Origin of the sequence: Roseateles sp. L2-2 (genome assembly GCF_050613215.1) — a bacterium.
GTDB lineage: Bacteria > Pseudomonadota > Gammaproteobacteria > Burkholderiales > Burkholderiaceae_C > Roseateles > Roseateles noduli.
The window spans coordinates 4,970,547-4,982,883 of sequence record NZ_CP192509.1; the positions used below are offsets into that span (position 1 = coordinate 4,970,547).

The window sequence follows — 12,337 nt, forward strand, 5'->3', positions numbered from 1 at the left end:
GGAGGCCTGATTGTGCCCGAGGCCTGGACAGGGGGCGCGACACGGCGAGGTTACAAAGGGCAAGCCCATCGGCAAGCGGCGCTCCAGCCCTCGAGCCCCGGCTCCTGCCCGGGGTGCCCTCCACCAACAAGTCAGTCGATGGCTCGAACCAGTCGGTGACGGCTGCATCTTCGGTGAGTTCGGGTCATGGCGCGTCATGGACCCGATTCCCAGAATGGTTCCCTTCGCCCGCGCACGCCGCGCTTGCCGCGCCCGTCGCGCCCGTCGCGCCACGCCAGCAGCAGAAACCGAAAGGACACCATGCCCGATCCGAAGCATTCCCCTGGCCGCCCGCCCTCCCCGACCGCCTCCGGCCACCGCCTGCGCGTCGTCGACGCCCTGCGGCCGTGGCTGATCGCCATCGGGTGGCTGCTGTTCGCCGGGCTGTTCAAGGCCGCGCTGGCACAGACCTCAGTGTCCGCCGGCGCTACTTCGCTCACGTCGATCGACGCGTCGGCGGAGGGCGACCCGCCGCCGCTGACGCTGGTGATCCCTTTCAGCGCCGGGAGCGGCCCTGACCACGTCGCCCACACGATGGCGCGGGTCTGGACCGAGCGCTCGGGCCAGCGGGTCGTGGTCCGCAACCTGCCGGACCGCCAGGGCTACCTCGCCGCGCGCGAGGTGTCGACGGCGCCTCCCGACGGGCGCACGGTATTGATGACCTGCAGCACCTTGCTGGAGCGTCCCGCGCGCCTGCCGGACGATCCGTTCCAGCCGCCGGCCGCGTCCGCCGAGGACTTCACCCCGATCTCGCGTGTGGGCCAGCTCCCGTTCGTCACCGTCTTCCCGCCGGGCATGTTCGGTCGGTGGCTGACGCCCCTGTCGACGCCACCGGCGTTCGGGGCGACGTCCGCAGCTGCGTCAACGCCGGCGACGTCTGCAGCAGCCCTGTCGGGCGTGCTGCCCGCCACGCCCGCCGACCGCTCGCCGCTCGCCGCGCCGCCGGACTGGGAGGACTTCGACGCCCTCACCTCGCGCGACGCTCCGGCGTGGAATGCGCTGCTCGCGCCGCCGCATCTGCCCGGCAAGCTCGCGGACCAGTTGCGGGCGACCTGGGGTCAGGTCGTGTCCGATCCCCGCGTGCGCATGGCACTGGCCCAGACGGGCACCGAGCTGTGGGAACGGATCCCCGCAGGAGGCGTGCGATGACCGGCAGCTCCTTCAAGCACCTTGTCGCAGCGACCGCGCACTTCCATCGCCTGGTGCGCGCCCAGTTGATCACCGGCGACGGCCTGGCCCACGCGCAGACGCAGATCCTCGGCGCGGCGCGACTGGCCGGTCTGCTGATGTTCCGCAGCTTCCGCATCGACACCGGCTCGCTCTCGCCCGGCATGCAGGTGCCGTCGGCGGAAGCCGAGATCCACGGCGCACGCTTGAAGGAGGTGCTGATCGCCACGCTGCAGCAGCTCGGTCATGCGCTGCACCTCGACGACGTCGATCCCCGTTGCAAGACCGCGGCCCTGTCGCGCCTGGCCTTCATCGAGGTGCACGAGCGCCTCACGCTGCCGGTGCTGGCCTACCTGGAGCAGTCGCCGATGGGGATACGCGATGCCGCGGTCGCCGCCGCCAGCGCCACCGCCGGGCTGATCCACGACCATGCGCCCGCCATGCCGGCACACCAGGCGGGCGCGTTGGCGCTGCACGGCTTCGAGGAAGGCCTGACGACGGTGCCGTGGCCGCTGGCGTCGACCTGCGCCGCCGTCTTCGGCCAGCCGTCCCTGGGCTACATCAGGACGATGTCGTAGTGCTCGGTCTGGTTGGTCGGTTCGGCGGTCAGCGAGATCGGCTTGCCGATGAAGTCGGAGAGACCGGCCAGATGCTGGTTCTCCTCGTCGAGCAGCATCTCGACGACGTTGGCCGCCGCCACCACGCGGAATTCCTTGGGATTGAACTGCCGCGACTCGCGCAGGATCTCGCGCAGGATCTCGTAGCAGACGCTGCGCGCGGTCTTGACCTGACCGCGGGCTTCGCAGGTCGGACAGGGCTCGCAGAGCATGCGCGCCAGTGATTCCCGGGTGCGCTTGCGCGTCAGTTCGACCAGTCCCAGCTGCGTGAAGCCGCCTATCGTCACCTTGGTGCGGTCGCGGCTCAGCTGCTTGCGGAACTCCTGCAGCACGGCGGTCTTGTGCTCCTCGCGGGTCATGTCGATGAAGTCGACGATGATGATGCCGCCCAGGTTGCGCAGCCGCAGCTGGCGCGCGATGGCGCCGGCCGCTTCGAGGTTGGTCTTGAAGATGGTGTCGTCGAAGTTGCGCGCCCCGACGAATCCGCCGGTGTTCACGTCGATGGTCGTCATCGCCTCGGTCTGGTCGATGATCAGGTAGCCGCCGGACTTCAGGTCCACGCGCCGCGCCAGCGCGCGGGCGATCTCGGCGTCGATGTTGTTCAGGTCGAAGATCGGCCGCTCGCCGCGGTACAGCTCCAGCTTCGCGGTCGCGGCCGGCATGTAGGTCTCGCCGAAGGCGCGCACCACGTCGTACTGCAGCTTGGCGTCGATGCGGATGGAGTTGGTGCGCTCGCTGGCCAGGTCGCGCAGCACGCGCTCGACCAGGCTCAGGTCCTGGAACAGCAGGCTGCCGGGCGGCAGGGTCAGCGACTTCTCGCGGATCGAGTTCCAGGTCTTGCGCAGATAACCGATGTCGGCGCCGAGTTCCTCGTCGCTCGCCTCCTCCGCGTTGGTCCGCAGGATGAAGCCGCCGGTGTTGCCGTCGGACACGCCGGTGGAGACCAGCGTCTGCATGCGCGTGCGCAGCGCGTCGCGCGCCTCGGGCGAGCCGATCTTCTGCGAGATGCCGATGTGGTTGTCCTGCGGCAGGTGCACCAGCAGCCGGCCGGCGATGGAGATCTGCGTCGACAGTCTCGCGCCCTTGGTGCCGATCGGGTCCTTGATGACCTGCACGGTCAAGGCCTGGCCCTCGTAGACCTGGCGCTCGATGGGCACGGCCTGGGCGGCCTCCCCGTGCGCGCCGTGATGGCCGCGGGGATTCACGCCATTCAGGTGCAGGTCGGCGACATGCAGGAAGGCCGCGCGCTCCAGCCCGATGTCGATGAACGCCGATTGCATGCCCGGCAGCACCCGGGCGACCTTGCCGAGATAGACGTTGCCGACGAGGCCCCGCTCCAGCGTCCGTTCGATGTGCAGTTCCTGCACGGACCCGTTCTCGACCACAGCCACCCGCGTCTCCTGCGGGGTCCAGTTGATCAGGATGTCTTCCATGTTCTTGTACTCCAGCGTTCTCGTCAGCCTCGGGGCTGGCGGCAACGCTCGAGTCGCCTTCCGGAAAGCTTTGTCGGTCCAGGGTCCGCTGCCGCTCCGCTTTCCCGTCCGTGTTCAGACGGGGAAACCGGCCTCCCGCAACAGCTCCGCCGTTTCAAACAACGGCAGGCCCATGATGCCCGAATAACTGCCGGTGATGTGTTCGATCCAGGCGGCCGCCTGACTTTGTATCGCGTAAGCGCCGGCCTTGCCCATGGGTTCGCCCGAAGCCACATAGGCGCGCAGGCGTTCGTCGCCGATCACGGCGAAGCGCACCAGCGACACGTTGACCGCGCTCAGCCGCCGGCCGTCCGGCGTGCCGACGGCCACGGCGGTCAGCACGCGGTGTTCGCGACCGGACAGCCGGGAGAGGATCTCCGACGCATGCGCCGCATCGTCGGGTTTGCCGAGGATGCGATCGCCCAGGGCCACCGTGGTGTCGGAACACAGCACGGGCGCGGGCGGCAGGCCGCGACGCGCGCGACGCTGCAGCGCAGCATCGAGCTTGGCGACGGTGACGCGGCGCACGTAGTCGTCGGGCGACTCGCCGGCCACCACGGCCTCCAGCGCCTCGGCGTCCTCGTCGGCGCCGGGCAGCAGGAGTTCATGACGAACGCCGATCTGCTCCAGCAACTGGCGCCGACGCGGGCTCTGCGACGCGAGGTACAGGAAATCTGCGGACATCGTCAGTTCATTCGCGGTGGTAGGGATGGCCTTCCATGACGGACCAGGCCCGGTAGAGGCCTTCGGCCAGCAGCACGCGCACGAAGGCATGCGGCAGGGTCAGGTCGGACAGGCGCAGCTTCTCGTCGGCGCTCGACTTGATGCTGTCGTCCAGCCCGTCCGGGCCGCCGATGAAGATCGCGACGTCGCGCCCGTCGCCGCGCCAGAACTCGAGCCGCTGCGCGAGCTGCTTCGAGGTGACGCGCTCGCCGCGCTCGTCGAGGATGACCCGCCGGGCGCCCTTGGGGCAGGCGGCGTCGAGGCGCACCGCCTCGGCCGCCATCAGCTGCTCGGTCGACTTGCCGGTGGTGCGCGGTTCCGCCTTCACCGCCTTGAGCTCCAGCCGCATCTCGGGCGGGAAGCGCTTGGCGAAATCCTCATAGGCCTCATCGGCCCAGGCCGGCATCTTCTGCCCGACCGCGCACAACACCAGCCGCACGGGGTCAGGCCTTGGCCTTGGACTTCGTGCCGGTCTTCACCGTGGTCTTCTTGGCGGCCGGCTTGGAGACCGACTTGGCCGCCGGCTTTCTCGGGGCGGCTGCCGGCTTGGCGGCGGCGACCTTCGGAGAGACCTTCTTCGTCACCGGCTTCTTGCTGCCGACCTTCACCGTCTCGACCGGCGCCTGGGTGGCGGCGGGCTTGCGGGTGGTCTTGGCAGCAGGCTTGGCCGTGGCGGCGGTCGTCTTGATGCTCGCCTTCTTCGCAGCAGGCTTGCCGGCCGGCTTGGCGGACTTGGTTGCCGCGGTCTTCACCGGAGCAGCCTTCGTTGCCGACTTGGCGGCGGCGGACTTCGTGCCGGTCGCGCGGGTCGGCGCCTTCTTCGACGCGGCGACTATGGCCTCGCCGTCGACGGACTTGAGCTTGGTCGCCTTCTTGGCGGCCTTGTCAGACTTCTCGGCCTTTTCGGCCTTTTCGGCCTTGTCGGACTTTGCAGCCTTCTTGGCGGAGGACTTCTTCGCCTTGGGCGCGTCCTCGTCGTCCATCGGCTCGGAGGCCTTGACCAGCTTGGTGCCGCTGTCGCCCAGCTTGAGCTTCACCGGCTTGCCGCCCCAGATCTCTTCGAGGTGGTAGTACTGGCGGATCGCCGGCTGCATCAGGTGGACCACGGCGGCGCCGCAGTCGACGATGATCCATTCGCCGTTGTCCTCGCCCTCGGTGCGCATGACCTGCATGCCGCGCTTCTTGACCGTCTCGCGCACGCTGGAGGCCAGCGCCTTGGTCTGCCGGTTGCTCGTGCCCGAGGCGATGATCACGCGCTCGAACAGCGGCGACAGGCGCTCGGTGTCGAAGACCAGGATGTCCTGGCCCTTCACATCCTCAAGACCATCGACGATGGCACGTTCCAGTTTCTTGATGTCCATTCAGTTCTCACTGTAGAGACGGTGCCGGGAAATATAACCCGCCACCTCTTCGCCCACCACGGGCCCTACGTCAGCGCCCTCGGCCGCCAGTCGGCGGGCCTCGGTGGATGACCATTCCAGCGCCGGCATCGTCAGCCGGACCAGCCGATGCGGCCGCTCCAGCAGCGCCGCCGGCGCCTGTACCTTGTCCTGCGCGCGGGCCGCGACCGCCAGCCCCATGCGCTCGACCAGTTCCTCCCAGCCGTTCCAGCCCGGGAAGCCGGCCAACTGGTCCTGCCCGAGGATCAGCCACAGCGCGTCGTCGGGACGCTCCTGCTGATACTCGCGCACCGAGTCGAGCGTGTAGCTCGGTCCGGCGCGTTTCATCTCGCGATCGTCGAGGACGAAGCGGGGATCCCCGCCCTGCCCCTCGATCGTCAACCGCACCATCTCGGCACGGTCCGCGGCCGCCGCCATCCGGCGGCCCGCCTTCTGCCACGGCCGCCCGGCGACGATCCATCGCACCTCGTCCAGCGCCAGCTGGTCGAGTGCCGCATGCGCCAGCGCCAGATGCGCGCGATGCACCGGATCGAAGGATCCGCCGAACCACCCGACCTGACGGACACGACCCGACCCCTTCGCCAGATCGTTCGGTTTCCCGGAAGCGCCGTCGCTCACTGCGGATCCTTCCGGCTCACAAGCGCCTTCAGAACCACAGGTGCGTCGGCACCTCGTCCGCCCAGTCGCGGGGGCGGAGGAAGTCGCTGTAGAGCTTCGCTTCGGGCGAACCTTCCTCCGGCTGCCAGTCGTAGCGCCAGCGCGCAACGGGCGGCATCGACATCAGGATGGATTCGGTGCGACCGCCCGACTGCAGCCCGAACAGCGTGCCGCGGTCGAAGACCAGGTTGAACTCGACGTAACGTCCGCGCCGGTATTCCTGGAAGTCGCGCTCGCGTTCGCCGTAGGCCAGGCCGTGCCGACGATCGACGATCGGCTCGTAGGCGGGCAGGAACGCGTCGCCGACGGATTGGACCATGCCGAACGCCTTCTCGACGCCGCCCTCGGCGAAATCGTCGAAGAAGATGCCGCCGACGCCGCGCGGCTCGTTGCGGTGCTTGAGGTGGAAGTACTCGTCGCACCACTGCTTGAAGCGCGGATAGAGCGCCTCGCCGTGGGGCTCCAGCGCCGCGCGGCAGGTGCGGTGGAAGTGTTGCGCGTCGCGTTCGAAGCCGTAGTACGGCGTCAGGTCCATGCCGCCGCCGAACCACACGACCGGCTCGCGATCGGGCGGCAGCGCCGCGAACATGCGCACGTTCATGTGGACCGTGGGCACGAACGGGTTGTGCGGATGCATCACCAGCGAGACGCCCATCGCCTCGAAAGGCGCGCCGGCCAGCTCCGGGCGGTGCGCCGTCGCCGAGGGCGGCAACACCCGACCCCGCACGTGCGAGAAGTTGACGCCGCCGCGTTCGAACACGGCGCCGTTCTCGATCAGGCGCACCAGGCCGTCGCCTTCGAGGCGGCCGCCGGGCTCTCGCTGCCAGGCGTCGGTGATGAATGCCTGGCCGTCCAGACGCTCAAGCGTCGTGACGATCCGCTGCTGCAGGCCGAGCAGGTAATCGCGCACCAACTGCGTATTCATCGGGGATCTCCGTCCTTGGCGGGTTCTTTGTGGGATTCCGGGGAGGAATCCTTGTGGGATTCCCCGAGGGAATCGGGTTTCAGCCGGATGGGTCCGGCGTTCTCGGGATGCTTGCCCTGGCGACCGCCGAGGACCTCGGCGAACAGCGCGAAGTCCTGCGCCGGATCGCCGCTGACCTCGACGAAGTCGGTGAACAGCACGCGCTTCGTCGCGAAGTCGAAGGAGGCCAGCCCGACCGGCACGCCGGCCTGGACGGCGACGTGGTACGCGCCGGACTTCCAGTGGTCGACGTAGCTGCGCGTGCCTTCGGGCGCGACGATGAGCCAGAAGGACTCGTCGCGCGCCTTGGCCTCGCGCATCTGCTGGACCGTGTCGGCGACCATGCCGTTGGCCGAGCGGCGGTTCACCGCCACGCCGCCGATGGATCGCATCCAGCGACCGACGACGGCGGGCTTGAACAGGCTGTCCTTGGCCCAGAACTTCAGCTGGAAGCCCAGGCTCCACTTCGTCAGCACGCCGACCGGGAAATCCCAGTTCGAGGTGTGCGGATACACCATCACGACGCCCTGCTTGCCCGGCAGGCCGTCGTTGAGGATGCGCCAGCCGAAGGCACGCAGCACGGCGCGCGCGAACGCGCTGCCGCCGGGCATCGGCGTCAGCGCGCCGGTCCAGCGGCGAGGGGCGGAAGGGGCCACGGCAGGTCGGGGTCCGGGTCGGTTCGCGTGGGCGCTCGTCGCGGCGCGGATCAGCGCTTGATCGCGCGGTATCCGATGTCCTGGCGGTACTGCTTGCCGTCGAACTGGATCGATTGCGCGGTCTGGTAGGCCAGCTGCTGGGCATGGCGCACGGCCTCGCCCAGCGCGGTCACGCACAGCACGCGGCCGCCGCTGGTCACGAGCTGGCCGTCGGCCTGCATCGCGGTGCCGGCGTGGAAGACCATCGCCTCCTCGCCGTCCTCCGGCAGACCGGAGATCGCGTCGCCCTTGCGCGGCGACAGCGGATAACCGCCGGCGGCCATCACGACACCCAGCGCGGCGCGGCGGTCCCACTGCAGCTCGACCTGGTCGAGCGTGCCGTCGGTGGCGTGCATCAGCACCTCGAACAGGTCGCTCTTCAGACGCATCATGATCGGCTGCGTCTCGGGGTCGCCCATGCGGGTGTTGAACTCGACGGTGCGCGGCTGGCCGTGCGCGTCGATCATCAGGCCGGCGTACAGGAAGCCGGTGAACGGCGCGCCGTCGCGGGCCATGCCCTGGATCGTCGGCATGATGATCTCGTGCATCGCCTTGGCGTGGACGTTGGGCGTCACGACCGGCGCGGGCGAGTACGCCCCCATGCCGCCCGTGTTCGGGCCCTGGTCGCCGTCGAGCAGGCGCTTGTGGTCCTGGCTGGTGGCCAGCGGCAGGACGTTCCTGCCGTCGCACAGCACGATGAAGCTGGCTTCCTCGCCTTCGAGGAACTGCTCGATGACGACGCGGGCGCCGCCCTCGTTGTGGACGACACCGAGCTTGTTGTCCGCGAGGATCCAGTCGATCGCCTCGTGCGCCTCGGCCAGCGTCATCGCGACGACCACGCCCTTGCCGGCCGCCAGGCCGTCGGCCTTGATGACGATGGGCGCGCCCTGCGCGTCGACGTAGGCATGCGCCTGGGTCGCGTCGCTGAAGGTCTCGTAGGCGGCGGTCGGGATGCCGTGGCGCTTCATGAACTCCTTGGCGAAGGCCTTGGAGCTCTCCAGCTGCGCGGCGGCCTTGGTGGGTCCGAAGATGCGCAGGCCGCGGGCGCGGAACTCGTCGACGACGCCGGCGGCCAGGAAGGCTTCCGGTCCGACGACCGTCAGGGCGATCTTCTGTTCGATCGCGAAGTCGGCCAGCGCCTTCACGTCGGTGATCGGGACGTTCTTCAGCAGCGGGTCGCGCGCGGTGCCGCCGTTGCCGGGGGCCAAGAAGACCTGCGTGACGCGTTCACCCTGCGCCAGCCGCCAGGCCAGCGCGTGTTCACGGCCACCATTGCCCAGGACCAGGACCTTCATTCGGACAGGCTCGCGTTGTTGTAGACGTCCTGGACGTCGTCCAGGTCTTCGATCACATCCAGCAGCTTCTGCATGCGGGCGGCATCTTCGCCGGTCAGCTCGATGGTGTTCTCGGCGCGCATCGTGACTTCGGCGATTTCGGGCTTCAGACCGGCGGCTTCGAGCGCGTTCTTGACGGCTTCGTAGTCGGCGGGCGAGGTCAGCACCTCGATGGCGCCCTCGTCGTCGGTCAGGACGTCCTCGGCGCCGGCTTCCAGCGCGACTTCCATGACCTTGTCCTCGGACGTGCCCGGCGCGAACACCAGCTGGCCGCAGTGCTTGAACTGGAAGGCGACCGAGCCTTCGGTGCCCAGGTTGCCGCCGTACTTGCTGAACGCGTGGCGGACTTCGGCGACGGTGCGGACGCGGTTGTCGGTCATGCAGTCCACGATGATCGCGGCGCCGCCGATGCCGTAGCCTTCGTAGCGGATTTCCTCGTAGGTCACGCCGTCGAGGTTGCCGGTGGCCTTGTCGACGTTGCGCTTGATGTTGTCGGCCGGCATGTTCGCGCCCTTGGCCTTCTCGATCGCCAGACGCAGGCGGGGGTTCATGTTGATGTCGGCACCGCCGGCACGGGCCGCGACGATGATTTCACGCGTCAGACGGGTCCAGACCTTGCCGCGCTTCTCGTCCTGGCGACCCTTGCGGTGCTGGATGTTCGCCCATTTGGAATGCCCTGCCATGTCCTCGTTCTCCTGTGACGCGGCCCGGAAGAAATTCTCCGGGGCGGCGCGGTGGTTGCTTCGTTAGACTGCGATTTTAGCTTTTTTGCCTCTGGAGACTTCCGCATGGCCGACCCGATCCTGCTGGCCCGCCACGGCGACATCGAGTGCCAGCTGTTGCCGGCACTGGCCAACCGCCACGGACTGATCACCGGCGCCACCGGCACGGGCAAGACCATCAGTCTGCAGAAACTGGCCGAATCGTTCAGCCAGATGGGCGTGCCGGTGTTCATGGCGGACGTCAAGGGCGACCTGACCGGCATCTCGCAGGCCGGCGCGCCGTCGACCAAGCTGCTGGCGGTGCTGAAGGAACGCGGCTTCGAGCCGCCGGTGCCCATCGCCTGCCCGACGACGCTCTGGGACGTGTTCGGCGAACAGGGCCATCCGGTGCGCGCGACGGTCTCCGACATGGGGCCGCTGCTGCTGTCGCGGATGCTGGGGCTCAACGAGACCCAGGGCGGCGTGCTGCAGATGGTCTTCAAGATCGCCGACGACCACGGCCTGGCGCTGCTGGACCTGAAGGACCTGCGCGCGATGCTGCAGCACGTGGGCGACAACGCCAGCGAGTTCACCACCCAGTACGGCAATGTCTCGGCGGCCAGCGTCGGCGCGATCCAGCGCGGGCTGCTGCAGATCGAGGCGCAAGGCGGCGACAAGTTCTTCGGCGAGCCGATGCTCGACATCCACGACTTCATGCAGACGTCGGATGGACTCGGGGTGATCAACATCCTGGCGGCGGACAAGCTGATGGCCGCGCCGCGGCTGTACGCGACCTTCCTGCTGTGGATGCTGTCGGAGCTGTTCGAGGCGCTGCCCGAGGTCGGCGACCTGGACAAGCCCAAGCTGGTGTTCTTCTTCGACGAGGCGCATCTGCTGTTCAAGGACGCGCCGGCGGCGCTGGTGGAACGGATCGAGCTCGTGGTGCGGCTGGTCCGCTCCAAGGGCGTGGGCGTCTACTTCGTGACGCAGAACCCGCTGGACATCCCGGACACGGTGCTGGGGCAGCTCGGCAACCGGGTGCAACATGCGTTGCGCGCGTTCACACCTCGGGACCAGAAGGCCGTCAAGGCCGCGGCGGACACGATGCGCCCGAAGCCGGGGCTGGACATCGCGATGGCGATCACCGAGTTGGGCGTGGGCGAGGCGCTGATCAGCCTGCTCGACGAGAAGGGCCGGCCTGCCATCACGGAGCGCGTGTTCGTGCTCCCGCCGGGCAGCCAGATCGGGCCGATCACGCCGGAGCAGCGCAAGGCGCTGATCAGCGGCTCTCTGGTCGCCGGGGTGTATGAGAAGCAGATCGACCGCGAGTCGGCGTACGAGAAGCTGACCGGTCGGGCGTCCACGACGGCCGACGCGGCACCGCAGCCCTCGCAGGCCGGATCGCCGCGCGGCGGCGCCGGCTCCGGCTCGATCGCCGACGAGGCGGACCGGGCGTTCCGCCGCGCGCCGACCACGGGTCGCGGCGGCGCGCCCGCCCCCGCGCCCGCGCAGGACGACGGCGGCGGACTGCTCGGCGGGCTGAAGGACGTGCTGTTCGGCAGCACCGGCCCGCGCGGCGGGCGTCACGAGGGGCTGGCGGAGACGGCGGCCAAGTCGGCGCTGCGCAGCATCGGATCGTCGGTGGGTCGGGAGATCGTCCGTGGCGTGCTGGGCAGCCTGCTGGGCGGCGGCGGTACTAAGCGCCGCCGCTGAGCTGGCGGCGCCGGGCGCCACCGTCGCCCCGTCAGCCATCCCGGCTGCGGCGGGCACGTCCGCAAGGCCTGACCCCGGGCCTGTGGACATCGCCTGGGTCTGGGACCACCACGCCCCGCCGCCGCGCGCCACCGCCTGGGCGGTGACCGTGACGCAGATGCGCCTGACGCCGGACGGCATCGAGGAGCAGCCGCGACGGCAAGGCCTGCCCCCGCCGGGCGGCCGCCCGGTGACGCCGGTCGTCCATGTGGATCCGCTGCCGCAGCTGCGCCGTCAGGTGCCCGCCGGCGAGCTCTACGACGGCCGCGGCGCCGACGCCTCGCCAGGTCGGGCGCTCAATGAACGTCAGCAGGCCGCGATCGAACAGCGCATGGTCGCCGCAGCTCGGCGCTCCACCAGCGGCTGGGTGCAGCTCGATTTCGAGGCCGTGCCCTCGCAGCGCGACAGCTACCACGCGCTGGTGAAGCGGCTGCGCGCGGCGCTGCCGGCGTCGACGCGGCTCTCGGTGACGCTGCTCGCCTGGCAATGCCGCAGCAGCGCGTGGATGGATCCGATCGTCGCGGACGAAGTCGTGCCGATGTTCTTCCGGCTCGGCGTCGACCGGGCGCGCTGGGAGCGCGAACTGGCCGCCGGCGCGACGGAACTCCACCCGCGCTGCCGCAACGAGGCCGCCGGGTTTTCGCCGCAGGACACGCCGCCGGCCGACTGGCAGCGACGCTGGCCGAAGCGGTACTGGTTCAACCTGGCGCGCGGCCGGGCCACCGCGTGGCCGCAAGCGCTCGAAGCGGACATCTGGGGCGGCGCGGCCTCGCCACGATGACGACGGGCAGGCGACGACGACTTCGACGGCAACAG

Annotated in this window: 13 protein-coding genes; 4 read left to right on the forward strand and 9 right to left on the reverse strand. The window is 69.5% G+C overall.

All coding sequences use genetic code 11. From position 1 onward, the window contains the following. Positions 1-300 precede the first annotated feature (300 nt). Together ACQZ13_RS22195 and ACQZ13_RS22200 are read left to right on the forward strand one after the other, a co-directional pair. Positions 301-1,188 carry a tripartite tricarboxylate transporter substrate-binding protein gene (locus ACQZ13_RS22195; protein WP_431048110.1) on the forward strand — a complete coding sequence of 296 codons (888 nt, stop codon included), beginning with the start codon at positions 301-303 and terminating at the stop codon, positions 1,186-1,188. After that, positions 1,185-1,784: a hypothetical protein gene (locus ACQZ13_RS22200; RefSeq protein ID WP_431048111.1), complete on the forward strand. Its 600-nt coding sequence runs from the start codon at positions 1,185-1,187 to the stop codon at positions 1,782-1,784. Before ACQZ13_RS22195 ends, ACQZ13_RS22200 begins: the two co-directional genes overlap by 4 nt. On the opposite strand, the gene rng is transcribed toward ACQZ13_RS22200, so the two are convergent. From rng to ACQZ13_RS22245, 9 genes are all read right to left on the reverse strand, one after another. Continuing rightward, positions 1,763-3,256 (reverse strand): ribonuclease G, encoded by a 1,494-nt coding sequence (gene rng, locus ACQZ13_RS22205; RefSeq protein WP_088408925.1) that lies wholly within the window; start codon positions 3,254-3,256, stop codon positions 1,763-1,765. The genes ACQZ13_RS22200 and rng overlap by 22 nt on opposite strands. Positions 3,257-3,370: 114 nt before the next feature. Further along, on the reverse strand, positions 3,371-3,979 hold the full coding sequence (locus ACQZ13_RS22210) for a Maf family protein (protein WP_431048112.1): 609 nt from the start codon (positions 3,977-3,979) through the stop codon (positions 3,371-3,373). Positions 3,980-3,986: 7 nt separating this feature from the next. Next, positions 3,987-4,457 carry a 23S rRNA (pseudouridine(1915)-N(3))-methyltransferase RlmH gene (rlmH, locus tag ACQZ13_RS22215; RefSeq protein WP_431048113.1) on the reverse strand — a complete coding sequence of 157 codons (471 nt, stop codon included), beginning with the start codon at positions 4,455-4,457 and terminating at the stop codon, positions 3,987-3,989. 4 nt (positions 4,458-4,461) lie between these two features. Continuing rightward, positions 4,462-5,379 (reverse strand): ribosome silencing factor, encoded by a 918-nt coding sequence (rsfS, locus tag ACQZ13_RS22220; protein WP_431048114.1) that lies wholly within the window; start codon positions 5,377-5,379, stop codon positions 4,462-4,464. After that, entirely contained in the window at positions 5,380-6,036 is a 657-nt protein-coding gene (gene nadD, locus ACQZ13_RS22225; protein WP_431048115.1) for a nicotinate (nicotinamide) nucleotide adenylyltransferase, read from the reverse strand. A 28-nt stretch (positions 6,037-6,064) separates the two neighbouring features. Beyond that, positions 6,065-7,000: an oxygen-dependent coproporphyrinogen oxidase gene (gene hemF, locus ACQZ13_RS22230; protein ID WP_431048116.1), complete on the reverse strand. Its 936-nt coding sequence runs from the start codon at positions 6,998-7,000 to the stop codon at positions 6,065-6,067. Continuing rightward, positions 6,997-7,695 carry a 1-acyl-sn-glycerol-3-phosphate acyltransferase gene (locus ACQZ13_RS22235; protein WP_431048117.1) on the reverse strand — a complete coding sequence of 233 codons (699 nt, stop codon included), beginning with the start codon at positions 7,693-7,695 and terminating at the stop codon, positions 6,997-6,999. The genes hemF and ACQZ13_RS22235 overlap by 4 nt, the downstream gene beginning before the upstream one ends. A gap of 50 nt (positions 7,696-7,745) precedes the next feature. Further along, positions 7,746-9,029: a phosphoribosylamine--glycine ligase gene (gene purD, locus ACQZ13_RS22240; protein WP_431048118.1), complete on the reverse strand. Its 1,284-nt coding sequence runs from the start codon at positions 9,027-9,029 to the stop codon at positions 7,746-7,748. After that, positions 9,026-9,751 (reverse strand): YebC/PmpR family DNA-binding transcriptional regulator, encoded by a 726-nt coding sequence (locus tag ACQZ13_RS22245; RefSeq protein ID WP_431048119.1) that lies wholly within the window; start codon positions 9,749-9,751, stop codon positions 9,026-9,028. The genes purD and ACQZ13_RS22245 overlap by 4 nt, the downstream gene beginning before the upstream one ends. 105 nt (positions 9,752-9,856) lie before the next feature. On the opposite strand from ACQZ13_RS22245, the gene ACQZ13_RS22250 reads away from it, so the two are divergent. Continuing rightward, a complete protein-coding gene (locus tag ACQZ13_RS22250) occupies positions 9,857-11,482 on the forward strand; it encodes a helicase HerA-like C-terminal domain-containing protein (RefSeq protein WP_431048120.1) in 1,626 nt (541 codons plus the stop codon). A gap of 82 nt (positions 11,483-11,564) precedes the next feature. After that, complete coding sequence (locus tag ACQZ13_RS22255) at positions 11,565-12,302, forward strand: hypothetical protein (RefSeq protein ID WP_431048121.1); 738 nt, start codon at positions 11,565-11,567, stop codon at positions 12,300-12,302. The last annotated feature ends 35 nt before the right edge of the window (positions 12,303-12,337 follow it).